The 19,314-nt window shown below is 72.4% G+C and carries 15 protein-coding genes and 1 riboswitch; of the genes, 3 read left to right on the top strand and 12 right to left on the bottom strand.

Translation table 11 applies throughout. From position 1 onward, the window contains the following. Window positions 1-7: 7 nt before the first annotated feature. On the bottom strand, window positions 8-2,260 hold the full coding sequence (locus IE096_RS21265; protein WP_189454067.1) for a putative bifunctional diguanylate cyclase/phosphodiesterase: 2,253 nt from the start codon (window positions 2,258-2,260) through the stop codon (window positions 8-10). Window positions 2,261-2,885: 625 nt separating this feature from the next. Further along, window positions 2,886-4,253 carry a C39 family peptidase gene (locus IE096_RS21260; protein ID WP_189454065.1) on the bottom strand — a complete coding sequence of 456 codons (1,368 nt, stop codon included), beginning with the start codon at window positions 4,251-4,253 and terminating at the stop codon, window positions 2,886-2,888. Between the two features lie 187 nt (window positions 4,254-4,440). On the opposite strand from IE096_RS21260, the gene IE096_RS21255 reads away from it, so the two are divergent. Further along, window positions 4,441-5,034, top strand: coding sequence for a uridine kinase family protein (locus IE096_RS21255; RefSeq protein WP_189454063.1), 594 nt, complete (start codon window positions 4,441-4,443; stop codon window positions 5,032-5,034). A gap of 520 nt (window positions 5,035-5,554) precedes the next feature. Next, a complete protein-coding gene (locus IE096_RS21250) occupies window positions 5,555-7,474 on the top strand; it encodes an AAA family ATPase (protein ID WP_189454061.1) in 1,920 nt (639 codons plus the stop codon). 162 nt (window positions 7,475-7,636) lie between these two features. Here the strand turns inward: IE096_RS21250 and IE096_RS21245 are convergent, their stop codons facing one another. From IE096_RS21245 to ribD, 10 genes are all read right to left on the bottom strand, one after another. Then, complete coding sequence (locus tag IE096_RS21245) at window positions 7,637-8,716, bottom strand: hemolysin family protein (protein ID WP_189454059.1); 1,080 nt, start codon at window positions 8,714-8,716, stop codon at window positions 7,637-7,639. Beyond that, complete coding sequence (locus tag IE096_RS21240) at window positions 8,713-10,062, bottom strand: hemolysin family protein (protein WP_189454267.1); 1,350 nt, start codon at window positions 10,060-10,062, stop codon at window positions 8,713-8,715. Before IE096_RS21240 ends, IE096_RS21245 begins: the two co-directional genes overlap by 4 nt. 232 nt (window positions 10,063-10,294) lie before the next feature. Continuing rightward, the gene (locus tag IE096_RS21235) at window positions 10,295-10,759 is read right to left on the bottom strand and encodes a PH domain-containing protein (RefSeq protein WP_189454057.1); all 465 of its coding nucleotides are present in this window, start codon (window positions 10,757-10,759) and stop codon (window positions 10,295-10,297) included. 59 nt (window positions 10,760-10,818) lie between these two features. Further along, complete coding sequence (gene hisG / locus IE096_RS21230; RefSeq protein ID WP_189454055.1) at window positions 10,819-11,667, bottom strand: ATP phosphoribosyltransferase; 849 nt, start codon at window positions 11,665-11,667, stop codon at window positions 10,819-10,821. Between the two features lie 64 nt (window positions 11,668-11,731). Then, window positions 11,732-12,001, bottom strand: a complete 270-nt coding sequence (locus IE096_RS21225; protein WP_045932822.1) for a phosphoribosyl-ATP diphosphatase — start codon at window positions 11,999-12,001, stop codon at window positions 11,732-11,734. A 33-nt stretch (window positions 12,002-12,034) separates the two neighbouring features. Beyond that, entirely contained in the window at window positions 12,035-12,520 is a 486-nt protein-coding gene (gene ribH, locus IE096_RS21220) for a 6,7-dimethyl-8-ribityllumazine synthase (RefSeq protein ID WP_189454053.1), read from the bottom strand. A gap of 29 nt (window positions 12,521-12,549) precedes the next feature. After that, a complete protein-coding gene (locus IE096_RS21215; RefSeq protein ID WP_189454051.1) occupies window positions 12,550-13,830 on the bottom strand; it encodes a bifunctional 3,4-dihydroxy-2-butanone-4-phosphate synthase/GTP cyclohydrolase II in 1,281 nt (426 codons plus the stop codon). Continuing rightward, the gene (locus IE096_RS21210; protein WP_189454049.1) at window positions 13,827-14,489 is read right to left on the bottom strand and encodes a nicotinamide mononucleotide transporter family protein; all 663 of its coding nucleotides are present in this window, start codon (window positions 14,487-14,489) and stop codon (window positions 13,827-13,829) included. The genes IE096_RS21215 and IE096_RS21210 overlap by 4 nt, the downstream gene beginning before the upstream one ends. Continuing rightward, on the bottom strand, window positions 14,486-15,112 hold the full coding sequence (locus IE096_RS21205; RefSeq protein WP_189454047.1) for a riboflavin synthase: 627 nt from the start codon (window positions 15,110-15,112) through the stop codon (window positions 14,486-14,488). Before IE096_RS21205 ends, IE096_RS21210 begins: the two co-directional genes overlap by 4 nt. A 2-nt stretch (window positions 15,113-15,114) precedes the next feature. Further along, window positions 15,115-16,248, bottom strand: coding sequence for a bifunctional diaminohydroxyphosphoribosylaminopyrimidine deaminase/5-amino-6-(5-phosphoribosylamino)uracil reductase RibD (gene ribD / locus IE096_RS21200; RefSeq protein WP_189454045.1), 1,134 nt, complete (start codon window positions 16,246-16,248; stop codon window positions 15,115-15,117). Between the two features lie 184 nt (window positions 16,249-16,432). Then, window positions 16,433-16,563: riboswitch (FMN riboswitch) on the bottom strand. A gap of 320 nt (window positions 16,564-16,883) precedes the next feature. Here ribD and IE096_RS21195 point away from each other — a divergent pair. Continuing rightward, complete coding sequence (locus tag IE096_RS21195) at window positions 16,884-19,271, top strand: chitinase C-terminal domain-containing protein (protein ID WP_373298178.1); 2,388 nt, start codon at window positions 16,884-16,886, stop codon at window positions 19,269-19,271. Window positions 19,272-19,314 lie beyond the last annotated feature (43 nt).

Raw genomic sequence — 19,314 nt, 5'->3', positions numbered from 1 at the left:
CCGTCCATCAGACGGAGGCCGCGTCCGCCAGGGAGAGGGTGTGGAGCCGGTCCGGCGGGCCGGGGCGGGCGTAGTACCAGCCCTGGGCCGTGTCGCAGCCCAGCAGCCGCAGGTGGTCCGCCTGGGTGCCGGTCTCCACGCCCTCGACCGTGACCGACAGGTCGAGGGTGTGGGCGAGCGAGACGATGCCCTCGACGATCTTCACGTCCACGGGGTCGGCGGGGGCGCACTGCATGCCGCGGGTGAAGGAGCGGTCGAACTTGAGGGTGCTGACGGGCAGCCGGCGCAGGTACGAGAGGTTGGAGTAGCCGGTGCCGAAGTCGTCGAGGGCGATGTCGACGCCGAGGTCCGCGAGCTGGCGCAGCGGGCGCAGCTCCTCCTCGTCGGCGCCGATGAGGGCGTTCTCGGTGACCTCCAGGCACAGGGCGGAGGGGTCGAGGCCGGCGTCCTCCAGCACGGCGACGGTGTCGGCGACGAGGCCGGGGTAGCGGAGCTGGGAGGGCGAGAGGTTGACGTTGACGCGGAAGGGGGTGCCGTCGGGGCCGTCGGTGTGCCAGGAGCGGGCCTGGCGGGCGGCCTCGGCCAGGACCCAGCGGCCCAGCGGCACGATGAGGCCGGTGCTCTCGGCGAGGGGTATGAAGCGGTCGGGGCCGAGCACCCCGTGCACCGGGTGGAGCCAGCGGACGAGCGCTTCCGCGCCCCGTACGGTGCCGTCCTCCAGCCGTACCAGCGGCTGGTACTCGATGAAGAACTCGCCGTTGTCGAGGGCGGCGGGCAGCCGGTTGGTGAGGCCGTGGCGGGCGATGGCGCGGGCGTCGGAGTCGGCGTCGGCGAGCTCGTAGCGGTTCCCGCCGGCGGCCTTGGCGCGGTACATGGTGATGTCGGCGCTGCGCAGCACCTCGGCGGCGCCGAGCTCGCCGGCGGCGCCGTCGACGATGCCGATGCTGGCCCGTACGGACAGGTCGCGGCCGTCGAGGTGGACGGGCTCGGCGAGGGCGGCCAGCATCCGCCGGGCCAGCGCGGTCGCCTCGCCGGGGGCGGAGGGGCCGGTGATCAGGGCGACGAACTCGTCGCCGCCGAGGCGGGCGACGAGTTCCCGGGGCCCGGTGGCGCAGGCGCGCAGCCGTTCGGCGACGGCGACGAGCAGCCGGTCCCCCACCGCGTGGCCGAGGCTGTCGTTGACGGCCTTGAAGCCGTCGAGGTCGAGGTAGCAGAGGCCGAAGCGGCCGGCTCCCTCCTCGGCGGAATCGGTGCCGGACTTGGTGCCGGACCCGGTGCCGGCCCCGGTCTCCAGCGCCTGGTCGAGGCGTTCGAAGAAAAGGGTGCGGTTGGGCAGGCCGGTGAGGGGGTCGTGGGTGGCCTCGTAGCGCAGGCGCGCGTGGAGCTGGCGGCGCTCGGTGATGTCCTCCATCAGCGCCAGCTGGTACTGGGGTTCGCCGGCGGCGTCGCGCAGGAGGGTGACCGACATGTCGGTCCACACCACGCTGCCGTCGCTGCGGTAGTACGGCTTCTCGACGCGGTAGTGGTCGCGGTCGCCGCGCACGAGCTCGCGGTAGAGGCTCCAGAACTCGGGGGCGTCGTCGGGGTGGACGAGCTCGCCGACGTTGCGGCCGGTCACCTTGCGGCCGGGGCTGCCGAACATGCCCTGGAGCGCGCCGTTGACGTCGATGATGCGGCCGTCGACGTCGGCGATGCCCACTCCCACGGAGGTGTCCTCGAAGACGGCGCGGAACCGGGCCTCGCTGGTGTGGAGGGCCCGTTCGGCCTCGGCGAGGGCGGCGCGGGCCGCCTTGGTGGCGGCCTCCTCCTCGGCGCGGGCGTGCTCGGCGAGGGCCTGGGCGAAGCCCGCGGCCACGGCGTGCTGGAGGCGGGAGCAGCGGGCGCGGCTCTCCTCGGCGGGCATGGGGTGACCGGGCGGCAGGTAGAGCACCAGATAGGCGTCGATGACGCCGAGGATCTGGGGCAGCGCCGCGGCCTCGGTGCAGTGCGCGGCGACGAGCGCGGCACCGACGTCATGGGCGGGGCGGGGGTCGAACGGCCGGGCGTGGAGGGCGTCGCGGAGCACGGCGGCCAGCGGCACGAGATGGCGCTCGAACTCGGCCCGGGAGACGGGGGCGGACAGCGTCGGGTGGACCGCCCGGCTCCATATGGCGGCGAACCGCCGCAGCCGGTCGTCACGCAGATCGCAGCGGGCGGTCCCGATGGCCGGTTCCCTCGCGGCGTACGAAACCGGGGAGGCGGTTTGCTTCACGGGCAGCATTCTGCCACTGAACCGTCCGGTCACGGCTGCCACCCCGCCCCGGCGTGCCGCGTCCGTATGGGATTCCGCTTCCGGATGCGGGCCGCGGTCACCGTCATGACGTCCTGTTGAGGGCGCGTCAGCGACGAAGAACAAACCGCACGGTCGATGCCGTACCGCTTCTTCTCCGACGTGACCCTCGGCAGACCCGACGCGTGGGACGAGAACGGGCCGCTGCCCCGGGGGGCCCTGGTGGGACGCTCCATCAGACTGTGTCTCCAGCTCATCACAAGGGTGTCGGGGGGTGATGAGCAGAGGCTACTGATCGTTCGTTCGAATGGAAGCGTCAAGCGGAAATGGCTCATCCGCATTCGGCCACCGGCCACCTTCGCCTCCTGCGGGTTGTTCTCCACAGCGGTTCGAAACCACCCGATCGCGTGACATGCATCTCTTCCGCCCCAGGGGTTCACCGCGACTGCGGTGGTGGCGGGACGTGTCGATGATCACGAAATCGATCGCTATCGGCCGCTTACCGGCCACCGCTGCAAATGATCACATGGAGGGTGTATGTGCGGTACACGTGGGGGGTCCGTGATGAGAGGGATCGTCACCGGGGCCGGACGGCGGCCCCGGTGGGACCGGCCGGTCAGCGCACCCCGACCGAGGCCAGCGCACGGGTCTGGCGGGTCGTCGGGCGCACCGGGAAGTAGAGGTAGCAGACCCCGCCCGAGCCGCTCCTGACCTGCCCCTGGGCGTTGTGGCGCTTGGTCCGCAGCCAGATGTTCTCGAACTGCCGCCGCTTGTAGACGCGTTCGACCGCCGCGTCGGAGGGGCTGGCCGGGTCGTTGGCGATGACGTCGCCGCTCTCGGTGAAACCGGTCACGCACATCAGATGGCCCGCCGTGCCGTATCCGGCGCCGTCGAGCTCGGTGGCGAGGAAGGACTGCGAGGTGATGACCGGGATCCCCGCGCGGATCAGCCGCTCCGCGTCGTTCAGCGAGCGGAGCCGGGTGACCACGCCCTGCAGGTCGTGGTACGTGGCGGCGTAGGCGGCGTTGAAGGGCCAGTTGCCGCAGCCCTTGTACTGGTTGTCGTAGGTGTACCGGGCCGCGTGGCAGACCTGGGGGTCGGCGTAGGAGGGGTCGACCCAGGCCAGGTCGCGCTCCGAGGGCCGCCGGCCCCAGTACTCGATCACCATCTGCGAGGAGGTGGGACTGCACCACGCCTCGCCGCCGTTGTCGTACTCCGGGTACTGGCCCTTGTGGATCTCCTGCGAGTAGCGCGGGACCCGCAGCCGGTGGCCCGTCCCCTCCCCCGGCCGGGAGGCGGGCACCGTGAAGCGGTCGGGGATGTCGGAGGCCATGGCGCCCAGCCGCCAGACGGTGGGGCTCAGCCGGGTGCCGGGCCGGCGGTAGAGGGTGAGCCGCAGCTCGTACGCGGCCAGGCGCGTGCCGCTCGCGCGGTCGTCGACGGCGAGGGTGTCGGTGGAGACGCTGCTGCGCTTGTCGCCCTGGCCGTCGACCGAGGTCCGCCGGATGTCGCCGGGCGCGTCGCCGGAGGTCCAGCGGCCCATCACGTACCAGGGGGTGCGGGTGCCGTCGGTGTAGGAGGCGCGCAGCTCGGCCTGGAGCCAGGTGCCGGCGGGGGTGCGGGCGTTCCAGGAGACGACGATCTCCGTGGCGGGCGTGTCCAGGCGGCGGAGCGGGGAGAGCCAGGTGGCGTACTCCCAGCGGGCCGTGGTGCCGGTGTGCGGGTCGGTGTAGTCGACGTGGCCGAGGGGACGGTCGATGACGAGCCCGGGGCGGTCGCCGCGGACGACCTCGGTGCCCGCGCCCTTTCCGCCGGACCACTGGGGGAAGGTGGACCAGGCCCCGTAGTCGACGGAGCCCTCCGGGCGGGCGGAGCCGCCGGCCGGCGCGCTCGCGGCGGAGACCGAGGCGAGCGGCCCGGTCACGGCCGTGAGGGCGAGGGCGGCGGTGAGCACGGTGCGGCGCGGTGTGGGTCTGCTGGACATGTGGCCCCCAGTCGTGTGTGGTCGGTGCCGCGGGCTGCCGGACCGGCCCGGCGGGCCGGACCACTATCGCGCCACCGGACGGCCCAGGCCAGTGATTCCCGCACGGCGCGTCCCCCATACCGCCGATGGCGGTCGTAGGGGGGCGGGGTGCGGACCTGGGGGCGGGGTGCGGACCTAGGGTGGTGCGGTGAACGAACGAACCACGCTGGGCGGCCTCGCCCGCCGGCTGAGCGCGCTGCCCCCGTCCGTCGGCCCCGTGCGGCTGGTGGCGGTGGACGGGCACGCGGGCTCCGGGAAGACCACCTTCAGCGAACGGCTGGCGGCGGCCCTGGGCGGCGCCCCTGTCCTCCACCTCGACGACCTCGCCACGCACGAGGAGCTGTTCGAGTGGACCGGGCGGCTGAGGTCGTGGGTACTGGAGCCCTTCGCGCGCGGCGAGACAGCGCGGTACCGCGCCTACGACTGGGTGGCACGCCGATTTACGCCGGAGGAACGGGAGTTGCCCGCCGCGCCCGTGGTCCTGCTGGAGGGCGTGGGCGCGGGACGCGCGGAACTGAGGCCGTTTCTGGCGTGCCTGCTGTGGATGGAGTTGACGCATGAGGGCTCCTGGGAAAGGGGTCAACTCCGCGACGGCCCCGAACTGACCGAATTCTGGGACGGCTGGAAGCGAGCGGAGCGCGCGCATTTCGCCGCCGACCCGTCCCGGCCCTACGCAGGACTACTGGTACTCCAGCGCAACGAGGGATACGAGGTGCTGGAGAGGCATCCGAAAACCGACTGACCAGCGCTTCCCTTCACTCTCCGTGCACACCCACGCCCGAACCGCGCCAAGGGTGCGTAGGTTCCCCGCCTACTGCCCCAACTCGGCTTGACCCAGGGGGCTTACAGGACTTACGTTCTCAATGTGCGGCCCCCCAAGGCCGCTTGCAGACGCGAAGCCCCCGGTTGTTCCCCCGTGATCGGGGGCTTCGTACTGCCCCCGCCCGGCGATTCGCGCCGTTTGTTCCCTCGCACCGCCGTACGGAGTCACCCTGGGTGATCGCTCTCCGGATCGCTTTCCCGGCCGCCCCCGGCTCACTCCCGTGCCGCGAACCGCTCCTCCACACCCTTCGGCCGACACCGATCGCGCAGGTACGATGCGAGACGGCGCACCCGACGGCGGGCGGCCCCGGGCCGGCCGCGCGGGACGCGTCGGCATTGATGGTCAACTCCCGTCCACAGCACAGCGGTTCGGAAAGGCGCGGCCAAGGCACTCGCCCGTCGGCACGGCACGCTACGGGGGCAGGTTTGTGGGGGACGTGATGGATCTCGGCATGCAGGGCCCGCCCGCCCCGGCCGATCTCGCCTGGCTGCGCGCCGTCGACGCCTACACCATGGGCGCGTACACCGAGGCCGAGAAGGAGTTCCGGGCGGCGGTCCGCGCCGATCCGGGGATGGCGGACGCCTGGCTCGGCCTCCACGCGCTGCGCGCGGAGACCACCACCGCGCTGCTGCGGATGTACCGGCACCGCGACCGCTTCGGAGAGCAGCGCGCCCGCCACCGGCGGCCCCTTAACTCCTGGTACTGGCTGGGCTGGTGGGTACAGCCGGTGCTGGAGAGCCATCGCGATCTGCTGCTCGCCCATGCCTCGCACTGGCTCGACAGCCGGCACGTCCCCGAGCTCGACCGCGCCCTCGCCGGCTGCCCGCCCGTGGAGACCGACGCCCAGGTGCGCTTCCTCCACGCCTGCCGCGCCTATCTCGTCAAGGACTGGGAGCACCTCGTCCGCCACACCGAGCCCCTCCTCGACGACGCGCTGCTCGGCATCGAGGCGGGCCTGTTCGGCGGCATGGCCCGGGTGCGCCTGGAGATGTACGGGCAGGCCGAGCCGCTGCTGGCCGCCGCGCTGATGCGCTGCCGCAGCGAGCAGCCCCAGCGCAAGGAGCTGCGCTACTGGCTCGCCCGCGCCCACGAGGGCACGGGCCGCAGCGCCGCCGCCCTCCCCCTCTATCGGGCCGTCCACCGGGTGGACCCGACCTTCATGGACACCGCCGCCCGGCTGACCGCCATCGCCGACGGGGACGGCCTGGACGACGTCCCAGTGGACCTGGCGCCCGTACCGCTCGGCGGGCCCGTCGCCCCCGAGCCGCAGGAGCCCGGCGTGGAACCGGAGCCCCAGCCGTTCACCGACCCCCTCGACCTGCTGACCGGCACCGATCCGGATCCCGCCCCCGGCGGCACGCCGGGCAACGCCCCCGTCGAGGCCGACGGCGTACGGGAGAAGTTCCGCGTCCCGGCCCAGGGCGGCCCGCCGCCCGCGCCCGGCCGCTCGGACCCGGTGCTGCTGGCCAAGGCCCTCGCCGAACTGGAGCGGATGGTCGGCCTCGAACCCGTCAAGCGCCAGGTGCGGGCGCTGTCCGCGCAGCTGCACATGGCCCGGCTGCGGGCCGGCCAGGGGCTGCCCGTCCAGCCCCCCAAGCGCCACTTCGTCTTCTCCGGCCCCTCCGGCACCGGCAAGACCACCGTCGCCCGGATCCTCGGGCGGGTCTTCTACGCCCTGGGGCTGCTCGGCGGCGACCACCTCGTCGAGGCCCAGCGGGCCGATCTCGTCGGCGAGTTCCTGGGCCAGACGGCCGTCAAGGCCAACGACCTGATCGACTCCGCGCTCGGCGGGGTGCTGTTCGTCGACGAGGCGTACAGCCTCTCCAACTCCGGCTACAGCAAGGGCGACGCCTACGGCGACGAGGCCCTCCAGGTCCTGCTCAAGCGCGCCGAGGACAACCGCGACCGCCTCGTCGTCATCCTGGCCGGCTACCCCGAGGGCATGGACCGCCTGCTGGCGGCCAACCCCGGCCTCCACTCCCGTTTCACCACCCGAGTGGACTTCCCCAGCTACCGCCCCGCCGAACTCACCAGCATCGGCGAGGTCCTGGCCGCGGAGAACGGCGACGCCTGGGACGAGGAGGCACTGGAGGAACTGCGCAGCATCAGCGCCCACGTGGTGGAGCAGGGCTGGATCGACGAGCTCGGCAACGGTCGCTTCCTGCGCACCCTGTACGAGAAGAGCTGCGCGTACCGGGATCTGCGGCTCTCGGGGTACGCGGGGACGCCCACGCGGGACGATCTGGCGACGCTGCGGTTGCCGGATCTGATGCAGGCGTACGGGGAGGTTCTCTCGGGGCCGGGGTGGGGGTCACCCCGCCGCCGGCAGGGCGACGCGCCACAGGATCCGGCGCCGTGACGGGCCCGGTCCCGCCCCTTCCCGTTTCCTGGGGGCAAGCCCCCAGACCCCCGGGGTCCGGGGCGCAGCCCCGGGAAACGGTGAAAGGGCGGGACCGGGGCATGCCCTCCGCCGCGACGGCGATCAGCCACCGGCTACCGGCCCGGCGGTGCCGGACCGCCGTCAGCCCGTCATGACAGCGGCCCGCTGCTCGGGAACCGCCACCGGCACCACCCGGTGCGCCGGATCCCGCACCTCGCCCACGAGCATCTCCAGAACGTCCTCCAGGGCGACGAGCCCCAGCACCCGCCCCGACGAGTCCGCGACAGCGGCCAGGTGCGCGGCGGCCCGCCGCATCACGGTCAGGGCGTCGTCGAGCGGCAGCTCGGCGCGGATCGTCTGGACGCGGCGCCAGACGTGCTGCGGCACCGCCCGCTCGCGGTCCTCCAGGTCGAGGACGTCCTTCACGTGCAGGTAGCCCATGAAGGCCCCGCCCGGGGAGGCGCATATCGGGAAGCGGGAGTAGCCGGTCCGGACCGTCAGCTCCTCGACCTGGCGGGGGGTGACCGACGGGTCGACCGTCACCAGCGTCGCCGGGTCCAGCAGGACGTCCGTGACCGGGCGGCTGCCCAGGCCCAGCGCGTCCTCCAGCCGCTCCTGCTGCTCGGGCTCCAGCAGGCCGGCCTGCCGGGAGTCGTCGACCAGCCGGTTGAGCTGCTCGCTGGTGAAGACCGCCTCCACCTCGTCCTTGGGCTCGACGCGGAAGAGCCGCAGCACCCCGTGGGCGCAGGCGCCGAGCAGCCGGGTGACCGGCCGGCACAGCCGGGCGAAGGTCACCAGGCCCGGGCCGAGCCACAGCGCCGCCCGGTCGGGGGCGGACATGGCCAGGTTCTTCGGCACCATCTCGCCGATGACCAGGTGGAGGAAGACCACCAGGGCCAGGGCGATCACATAGCCCAGCGGGTGGATCAGCCCCTCGGGGAGACCCATCGCGTGGAAGGCGGGCTCCAGCAGCCGGGCCACGGTCGGCTCGGCGACCGCGCCCAGCGTCAGGGAGCAGATGGTGATGCCGAACTGGGCCGCCGCCATCATCTCGGGCAGGCTCTCCAGCCCGGTCAGGACGGTACGGGCGCGGCCCGAGCCCTCGGCGGCCTTCGGCTCGATCTGGCTGCGCCGTACGGACACGAGCGCGAACTCGGCGCCCACGAAGAAGCCGTTCGCCAGCACCAGCAGCACGGCGAAGAGGAGTTGCAGCACGTTCATCGCCGCTCCCCCGCCGAGGTCGCCGAGGTCGCCGGGATGTCCGTACGGACGAACCGCACCCGCTCGGCGCGGTGGTGCCCGACGCGGCGGACCTTCAGCCGCCAGCCGGGCAGCTCGGCGCCGTCGCCCGGGGCGGGGATGCGCCCCAGCAGGCCGGCGACGAGACCGGCGACGGTCTCGTAGGGGCCGTCGGGCGCCTCCAGGCCGATGCGCCGCAGCGCGTCGACGCGGCAGTCGCCGTCGGCGTCCCAGACGACGTGCCCGTCGCCGCGCGGCACCTGTACCAGTGCCGGACGGCCCGCGTCGAGCGCGTCGTGCTCGTCGCGCACCTCGCCGACGAGCTCCTCGACGATGTCCTCCAGGGTGACCACCCCGGCCGTGCCGCCGTACTCGTCGACGACCACGGCTATCGGCTGTTCGCTGCGCAGCCGCTCCAGCAGCGGCTGCACCGGCAGGGTGCCGGGGACGAGCATCGGGGCGACGGCGATGCGCGTCACGGGGGTGCGCAGCCGCTCGTGGCCGGGTACGGCCAGCGCGTCCTTGAGGTGGACCATGCCGACGACCTCGTCGAGGCGCTCCCGGTAGACGGGGAAGCGGGAGAGGCCGGTGGCGCGGGTGAGGTTGAGGACGTCCTCGGCGGTCGCGCCGGACTGGAGGGCGCTGACCTTCACCCGGGGGGTCATGACGTGCTGGGCGGTCAGCCCGCCGAGGGAGAGGGTCCGTACGAACAGGTCGGCGGTGTCCTGCTCCAGGGCACCGGCCCGGGCGGAGTGCCGGGCGAGCGAGACGAGTTCGCCGGGGGTGCGGGCGGAGGCCAGCTCCTCGGCGGGCTCCACGCCCAGGGCCTTGACGAGCCGGTTCGCGACCGTGTTCAGCCCGGTGATCACGGGCCGGAAGAGATGGGCGAAGACGCTCTGGGGGCCGGCCACGAAGCGGGCGACCTGGAGCGGCCGGGAGACGGCCCAGTTCTTGGGCACCAGCTCGCCCACGACCATCTGCACGGCCGAGGCCAGCAGCATGCCGGTGACGACGGCGGCACCGGGCGCGGCGGAGGCCGGCAGCCCGGTGGCGGCGAGGGGGCCGGTGAGCAGCCTGCCGAGCGCGGGCTCGGCGAGCATGCCGACCACCAAGGAGGTGATGGTGATGCCCAGTTGGGTGCCGGAGAGCTGGAAGGAGAGCTCGCGCAGCGACGCGACCACGGTCCGGGCCCGGGGGTCACCGTCGGCGGCGGCCCGCTCGGCCTCCGGCCTCTCGACGGTCACGAGCCCGAACTCGGCGGCGACGAAGAAGCCGTTCGCCAGGATCAGCAGGAGCGCTGCCACGAGCAGCAGTAGAGACACGGTGATACTCATGACGCCGCCTCGCTGAGGGGGGCGGCGCAGGTACTACAGGACGATCCGTCCATTGCCGGAGTACGTCACTCCTCGGTTCGCGGGTGTCCCCGGTGCGGGGCGGGCACGTGTGTGCCCGTGGCACCAGAGTAATCAAGGAACCGTCGACGGCATCGTCAGGTCGTGAACCGGATCGCTCACGTCATGAACGGGATCGTTCATGCGGGGAAACGGTGGGGGTCGCGCGTCAGTCCGCGGAGTGGACGGTTCCGTGGGCGTCGACGAGCGCGCGCAGGGCTCGGGCGTCGGCGATGGCCCGCTGCCTGTCGATGCCGGTCTGGATGCCCATGGCGGGCAGGCTCGTTCCGTCGGAGAGGTCGAGGTGGACCCAGGAGTCGCCGGAGCGCAGGTTGACCCGCACGATCTGCGCCCAGGCGAGCCGGCGGACGGTCGTCAGATTGGTGACGGTGACGCCGTCCTCGGTGGCGACGACCTTGGGCCGGCTGAGCAGCGCCAGGACCCCGAGCCCGAGCAGCCCGGTGGTGATGAACGTGACCCGGTCCCCCGTGGTGAACGACTCCAGCAGCAGCGACATCACCGTGAGCACGACGACCAGGACCACGCCGATGCCGAGGAGCACGGCGCGGGTGCGGGTCGGGCGGAAGGTGACGGGCAGCCGGTGGGGTGCGGCGGGCGGCACGGGGGAGGTCACGTCGGTGTTCTTCCTCGGGTCGTGAGGGGGTCCTGAGCGCTCGGGGTCCTGGGGGGCCGTCAGATGCGGCAGGCGTGGATGCCGGTGGTCAGGATGGCGCGGGCGCCCAGGTCGTAGAGCTCGTCCATGATGCGCTGGGCGTCCTGCGCGGGGACCATCGAGCGGACGGCGACCCAGCCCTCGTGGTGCAGCGGGGAGACGGTGGGCGACTCCAGGCCGGGGGTGAGGGAGACGGCGCGCTCGACGTGCTCGACACGGATGTCGTAGTCCATCATCACGTAGCGGCGGGCGACGAGGACGCCCTGCATCCGGCGGAGGAACTGCCGGACCTTGGGGTCGTCGGCGGGGGCGCCGTGGCGGCGGATGACGACGGCCTCGGACTTGAGGATCGGCTCGCCGATGATCTCCAGTCCGGCGTTGCGCAGGGTGGTGCCGGTCTCGACGACGTCCGCGATGATCTCGGCGACGCCGAGCTGGATGGCGGTCTCGACGGCGCCGTCGAGGTGGACGACGGAGGCGTCGACGCCGTTGTCGGCGAGGTGCTTGGTGACCAGGCCGGAGAAGGACGTGGCGATCGTCATGCCGCCGAACTCGCTGACGTCCTTGGCCGTGCCGGGGCGGGTGGCGTAGCGGAAGGTCGAGCCGGCGAAGCCGAGCTGCATGATCTCCTCGGCCTGGGAGCCGGAGTCGAGCAGCAGGTCACGGCCGGTGATGCCGATGTCGAGACGGCCGGAGCCGACGTAGACCGCGATGTCGCGGGGCCGCAGGAAGAAGAACTCGACGTCGTTCTCGGCGTCGACGAGGACGAGCTCCCTGCGGTCCTTGCGCTGGCGGTAGCCGGCCTCATGGAGCATCGCCGACGCAGGCTCGGAGAGAGAACCCTTGTTGGGAACGGCGATGCGCAGCATGAGGTCGTTTTCCTTTTGTACGGAGAGAAGAACGGGTGGGGTGTGGTCCGTGGATCCGGTGGATCTACAGGTGAGCGTATACGTCGTCGAGGGAGATGCCCCGGGCCACCATCATCACCTGAAGGTGGTACAGCAGCTGGGAGATCTCCTCGGCCGTGGCCTCGGCGCCCTCGTACTCGGCGGCCATCCAGACCTCGGCGGCCTCCTCGACGACCTTCTTGCCGATGGCATGAACGCCCTTGCCCACCAGCTCGGCGGTGCGGGAGGTGGCGGGGTCGCCGGAGGCCTTCTGCTGGAGCTCGACGAAGAGCTCCTCGAACGTCTTCTTGGACATGGTCCCCCTACCCTACGCCGCTCCCGCCCCGGGTCAGTGCCAGGGCTCGGAGACCGAGCGCAGGGTGACCGCCGTGGCGACGGCCGCGGTGACCGCCTCGTGGCCCTTGTCCTCGGCGGAGCCGTCCAGCCCGGCACGGTCCAGGGCCTGCTCCTCGGTGTCGCAGGTCAGCACGCCGAAGCCGACCGGGACGCCGGTGTCGACGGAGACCTGGGTCAAGCCCTGGGTGACGCCCTGGCACACAAAGTCGAAGTGCGGGGTGCCGCCGCGGATGACGACGCCGAGGGCGACGATGGCGTCGTAGCCCCGGCCGGCCAGCACCTTGGCCACGACGGGCAGCTCCCAGCTGCCGGGGACGCGCAGCAGCGTCGGCTCGTCGATGCCGAGCTCGTGGAGGGCCCGCAGGGAGCCGTCGACGAGACCGTCCATCACCTTCTCGTGCCACTGTGCCGCGATGACCGCCACCCGGAGGTCCTGGCAGTTCTTCACACTCAGCTGGGGGGCGCCCTTGCCGCTCACGTACCGTCTCCTCTTTCGTTGTCTGTCGATCACTGGTTGCCGCAGGCGGACACGTGCTCGCCGTCCAGCCAGGGCAGGTCGTGTCCCATGCGGTCCCGCTTGGTCCGCAGGTAGCGCAGGTTGTGCTCGCCGGCCTGTACGGGCATGGGCTCGCGGCCGTTGACCTTGAGGCCGTGCCGGACGAGGGCGGCGGTCTTGTCGGGGTTGTTGGTCATCAGCCGCAGCGAGCGCACCCCGAGATCGGTGAGGATCCGCGCGCCGGCGGCGTAGTCCCGGGCGTCGGCCGGCAGGCCCAGCTCCAGGTTGGCGTCGAGTGTGTCGTGGCCGTCCTCCTGCAGCTGGTAGGCGCGCAGCTTGGGCAGCAGGCCGATGCCTCGGCCCTCGTGGCCGCGCAGGTAGAGGACGACGCCCCGGCCCTCGTCGGCGATGCGCTCCAGGGAGGCGTGGAGCTGCGGTCCGCAGTCGCAGCGCAGCGAGCCGAAGACGTCGCCGGTGAGGCACTCGGAGTGGACGCGCACCAGGACGTCCTCGCCGTCGCCGAGCTCGCCGGCGACCAGCGCGATGTGCTCGACGCCGTCGACGGTGGAGCGGTAGCCGTAGGCGGTGAAGTCGCCGAAGGCCGTGGGCAGCCGGGTCTCGGCCTCGCGCCGGACGGTGGGCTCGGAGGCGCGGCGGTAGGCGATCAGGTCCTCGATGGAGATGATCGACAGGCCGTGCTTGCGGGCGAAGGGGACCAGCTCGGGCAGGCGCAGCATGGCGCCGTCCTCGCCGGCGATCTCCACGATGGCGGCGGCCGGGCGGAGCCCGGCGAGGCGGGCGAGGTCGACGCCGGCCTCGGTGTGGCCGTTGCGGGCCAGGACGCCGCCGGGCTTGGCGCGCAGCGGGAAGACGTGGCCGGGGCGGACGAAGTCGCCGGGGATGGCGGCGGGGTCGGCCAGCAGCCGGATGGTGACGGCGCGGTCGGCGGCGGAGATGCCGGTGTCGGTGCCGTGGGCGCGGGTGGCGTCGACGGAGACGGTGAAGGCGGTGCGCATGGACTCGGTGTTGCGCGTGACCATCTGCGGCAGGTCGAGCCGGTCGATGTCCGGCTCCTCCATGGGCACGCAGATCAGGCCGCGGCACTCGCTCATCATGAAGGCCACGATCTCGGTGGTGACCTTCTCGGCGGCGACGATGAGGTCGCCCTCGTTCTCGCGGTCGGCGTCGTCCACGACCACGACGGGCCGGCCGGCGGCGACGTCGGCGATGGCGCGCTCGACGGGGTCCAGGACGATCTCGTCGCTCGCGTACCAGCTCTGCAGGGCGGTCATGCCGCCACTCCTTCCGTAACAGTTGCCGTGGCCGCGCCGCTCATCCGCGAGCGCAGCCACCAGTCGCGCATGCCCCACAGGACGAGGGCGAAGTAGACGACGTAGACGAGGCCGGAGAAGGCGAGCCCGCTGTCGAAGGCGAGCGGGACGCCGACGACGTCGACGAGCAGCCAGGCGAACCAGAACTCCACCAGCCCCCGGGCCTGGGCGACCATCGCGGCGAGGGTGCCGACGAAGATGTACGCGTCCGGCCAGGGGTTCCAGGACAGTTCGGGGACGGCCGTGAAGAGGGCGCCGACGGCGACGGTGCCGACGGCGGTGCCGGCGAGGAGCACGGCGCGCTCGCGCCAGGTGGCGAAGCGAATGGCGAGGGAGCCGTCCTGGGCCTGCCGCCTGCCCCGGGTCCACTGCCGCCAGCCCCACGCCGCGACCCCGATGACCAGGAGCTGCTTGCCGACGCCACCGCTGAGGTGGGCGGAGGCGTAGGCGGTGACGAGGATGAGGCCGGACAGCAGCTGGGCGGGCCAGGTCCATATGGAGCGGCGCCAGCCGAGGGCGAGGGCGGCGAGGCCGATGGTGTTGCCGATCATGTCGGACCAGATCACCTTCTGGCCGAAGGCCGAGAAGGCCTCCTGGCTGAGCCAGTCGAGGGCGCTCACGCGACGACCTCCTCAGCGGCGTTCGCTCCGGCGCCGGGCTTGCCGAGCAGTCGCTCGACGTACTTGGCGAGGACGTCCACCTCGAGGTTGACCGGGTCGCCGGCCCGCTTGACGCCGAGGGTGGTCAGGGCGAGCGTGGTGGGGATGAGGCTGATGGTGAACCAGTCGTCACCGGCCTCGACCACCGTCAGGCTCACCCCGTCGACGGTGATGGAGCCCTTGTCCACCACGTAGCGGGCGAGCGGGGCCGGGAGGGCGATCTTGACGATCTCCCAGTGCTCGCCGGGCACGCGCTCGACGATGGTGCCGGTGCCGTCGACGTGGCCCTGGACCAGGTGGCCGCCGAGGCGACCGCCGAGCGCCATGGGGCGTTCGAGGTTGACGCGGGAGCCGGCGGAGAGGGCGCCGAGGCTGGAGCGCTTGAGGGTCTCGGCCATCACGTCGGCCGTGAACTCGCCGTCCTCGGTGTCCACGACGGTGAGGCAGACGCCGTTGACGGCGATGGAGTCGCCGTGCTTGGCGCCTTCGGTGACCAGGGGGCCGCGCAGCCGGAAGCGGGAGCTGTCGCCGAGCTCCTCGACGGCGACGACCTCGCCCAGTTCTTCGACGATTCCGGTGAACACTGTCAGTTCTCCTCGGTGGCGGGAGCGGTGGCGGGAGCGAGGGGGGTGGCGGTGACGCGCAGGTCGGGGCCGAGGCGGGAGACGTCGGTGACGTCGAGGCGCAGCGCCCGGGCGATGGTTGTGATGCCGGCGTCGCCGAGGGCGGCCGGTCCGGCGCCCAGCAGGGCGGGGGCCAGGTAGCCGATGACGCGGTCGACGGCGCCGGCGGCCAGGAAGGCGCCGGCGAGGGTGGGTCCGCCCTCCAGCAGGAGGGAGCGGATCTCGCGGCGGTGGAGGACGTCGAGCAGCGCGGGGATGTCGAGGCCGGTGCCGTCCTCGGCGCGCGGCAGCCGTACGGTCTCGACGCCGGTGAGGTGGCGGGTGTCGGCGTCCTCGGCCACGGCCACGAGCGTGGGCGCGGCGTCGTCCAGGACACGGGCGCCGGGCTTGACGGTGGCGTGGGTGTCGACGACGACGCGCAGCGGCTGGGTGACGGTGCCCCGGCGGAGCGGTCCGCCGCGTACGGCCAGGTGGGGGTCGTCGGCCCGGAGGGTGCCGGAGCCGACGACGACGGCGTCGGCCTCGGCGCGCAGCCGGTGGACGTCCTCGCGGGACTCGGTGGAGGTGATCCAGCGGCTGGTGCCGTCGGCGGCGGCGCTGCGGCCGTCGAGGGTGGCGGCGTACTTCCACACCACGAAGGGGCGCGCCCGGCGCACGGAGGTGAGCCACGCGGCGTTGCCCTCGGCCGCCTGGGCGGCCAGCAGGCCGCCCTCGACGTCGACGCCGGCAGCGGCGAGGGTGGCCGCGCCGCCGGTGGCGGTGGGGTTCGGATCGGCGACCGCGTAGACGACCCGGGCGACGCCGGCCTCGATGAGGGCCTGGGCACAGGGGCCGGTGCGGCCGGTGTGGTTGCAGGGTTCGAGGGTGACGACGGCGGTGGCGCCCCGGAGGTCGTGGCCGGCGTCGGTGGCGGCGCGCAGGGCGTCGACCTCGGCGTGCGGGCCGCCGGCCCGCCGGTGCCAGCCCTCGCCGAGGACCCGGCCGTGGGGGTCGAGGACGACACAGCCGACGACGGGGTTGGGGCTGGTCGAGCCGAGGGCGCGGGCGGCGAGCGCGATGGCGCGTCGCATCGCGTCTGCTTCGGTCGCGGTGGCCACCGGGGTCCTCCTGCCTCATCGGGCAACGGACTCCGGGGCGTCGTAAGGAACGACGATGAGCGGGACCACAGCAGCGGGAACCGTCCGACGGGGGACGGGAGAGGGTACGGCGGTGCCAGTGGTGAAACCGGTGGAACCGCCACCCATCCGCGTCACCTGTGGCGGTGGTGCCGATGCGTGCCCGCCGCGCACTGCCTCCCATCCGGACTTTAACCGTCGGTCCAGGAATTTCACCTGGTCAACCGGCCGCCGGCTGCGGTCGGGTCGCGGACTGTAACCGCCGGTTCGGATTTTCACCGACCCCGGAGTGCGCTGCGTAAAAACTGTTCGCTCAATAGTACAAGGCGCCTGACCTGCGGTTTCTTGATCCGTAGGCCGGACGTTCCGAGCGTACGCCGGGCGGCGGCGCGATGTCCATGGGGACTTGACACAGTGCGCCGAGGCTCACACCGAGGGCGACGGAGGAATAAGGGACGTTGGTCCGGACCTATTGACGCACTGGTCTAGTCCTCTTAACCTCTGCCACACCTCCGAGGAGTAAGGGCCCGCCGGTCGGCGCACACCACGGGCCACAGCACGTCGCAAGCCCCCCACGCACCGCGCTCGCAAGAGCCCCCACTGTGAGGAACACGCTCGTGTTGTCCCTGAAGAGACCCACCGGACACCCCCGCCGCGCCCGCCGCGGCCTCGCGCTCGCCTCGGCGGGCACCGCGCTGGCCGGACTGCTCGTCGGCACCCTCTCGGCCACCGCCTCGCACGCCCAGGACCAGTCCGCCTGTCGCCCCGACGGCCTCTACACCACCCCGGGCGTCGACGTCCCCTACTGTTCGGTCTACGACACCGCCGGCCGCGAGAAGATGGGCGCCGACCACCAGCGCCGCGTCATCGGCTACTTCACCGGCTGGCGCACCGGCAAGGACGGCACCCCCGCCTATCTGGCCCCCGACATCCCCTGGGACAAGGTCACCCACCTCAATTACGCCTTCGCGCACGTCGGGCAGGACGACAAGATATCCGTCGGCGCGGACGGCCCCGACAATCCCGCGACCGGAATGACCTGGCCCGGAACGGCGGGCACGGAAATGGACCCGGCCCTCCCCTACAAGGGCCACTTCAACCTGCTCAACAAATTCAAGAAACAGCACCCGGACGTGAAGACTCTCATCTCCGTGGGCGGCTGGGCGGAAACCGGCGGATACATCGACGAGAACGGCAGGCGCGTCGATTCCGGCGGCTTCTACAAGACGGCGACGAACGCCGACGGATCGGTCAACCAGGCGGGCATCGACACCTTCGCCGACTCCGCCGTCGCGTTCGTCAAGAAGTACGGGTTCAACGGCGTCGACATCGACTACGAGTACCCGACCTCCATGAAGGACGCCGGGAACCCCAAGGACTGGGCGCTCGCCAACGCCCGGCGCGGCGGGCTCAACAAGGGCTACACGGCACTGCTGAAGACCCTCCGCGAAAAGCTCGACCGGGCCGGCGCCGCCGACGGCAAGCACTATCTGCTCTCCGTCGCCGCGCCCTCCTCCGGATACCTCCTGCGCGGCATGGAGACGTACCAGGCCACGAAGTACCTGGACTACGTCAACGTCATGTCGTACGACCTGCACGGCGCCTGGAACGAATTCGTCGGCCCGAACGCCGCGCTCTACGACGACGGAAAGGACGCCGAACTCGCCAAGTGGGGCGTCTACACCACCGCTCAGTACGGCGGCATCGGCTACCTCAACGGCGACTGGGCCTACCACTACTTCCGCGGCGCCCTGCCGCCCGGCCGGGTCAACCTGGGCCTGCCGTACTACACCCGCGGCTGGAAGAACGTCACCGGCGGCACCGACGGCCTGTGGGGCCAGGCGAAGACGACCGCCTGCCCGGCCGGTTCGGGGCTGACGACCTGCGGTGACGGCGCCGTCGGCATCGACAACCTCTGGCACGACCTCGACGACGCCGGCAAGGAGTCCCCCGCCGGCTCCAACCCCATGTGGCACGCCAAGAACCTGGAGAAGGGCGTCGCGGGCGACTACCTCACCCGCTACGGCTTCCCCGCCGGCACCAAGCTCACCGGCAGCTACGCCCGCCGCTACGACGCCACGCTCACCGCGCCCTGGCTGTGGAACGCCGAGAAGAAGGTCTTCCTCTCCACCGAGGACGAGCAGTCGGTCAAGGCCAAGGCCCAGTACGTCGTGGACAAGGGCCTCGGCGGCACCATGATCTGGGAACTCGCCGGCGACTACGGCTGGAACGCCGCCAAGGGCCAGTACGAGCCCGGCAGCACCCTCACCTCGGCGATGTACGACGCCTTCAAGTCCGCCCCCGCCTATGGCGCCCGGCGCGCGACCACCGACCTGCCCACCCAGGCCCTCGACATCGACGTCAGCCTCACCGACTTCCCCCTCGGCGACTCCAACTACCCCATCAGCCCCAAGCTGCGCATCACCAACAACAGCAAGACCACCATCCCCGGCGGATCCGAGTTCCAGTTCGACTACGGCAACTCGGCACCGGGCAACGCCAAGGACCAGTCCGGCTGGGGCCTGAAGGTCGTCCGTAGCGACCACACGGCGGCGAACAACATCGGCGGCCTCAAGGGCGACTACAACCGCGTCTCCCTGAAGCTCCCCTCCTACCAGTCGCTCGCCCCCGGCGCCACGGCCGTCGTCGACTTCGTCTACTACCTCCCGGCCGCCACCCCGTCCAACTGGACGGTGACCGTCGGCGGGACGACGTACGCGCTGGCCGGCGACCTGGCCCGGGGCACGACCGTGGTCGACCCCGGCGGCGCCACCCCGACGCCCACCCCGACGTCCACCCCGACGGCGACCCCGACCGGCACGCCCACCGCCACCCCGACGGGCGGCGCCTGCGCGGCCCCCGCCTGGGACGCGGCGACCGCCTACAACGGCGGCGCCACCGTCTCCTGGAAGTCCCACAACTGGAAGGCCAAGTGGTGGACCAAGGGCGAGGAGCCCGGGACCACCGGCGAATGGGGCGTATGGCAGGACCTCGGCGCCTGCTGATGGACTGAGGTCCGGACGACGGGCCGATGCCGAGGAGGGGTCG

The sequence above is a fragment of the Streptomyces abikoensis genome (assembly GCF_014648775.1).
GTDB lineage: Bacteria > Actinomycetota > Actinomycetes > Streptomycetales > Streptomycetaceae > Streptomyces > Streptomyces abikoensis.
The sequence above is the reverse complement of the archived record's forward strand: the minus strand, read 5'-3'. Positions and strand labels throughout refer to the sequence as shown.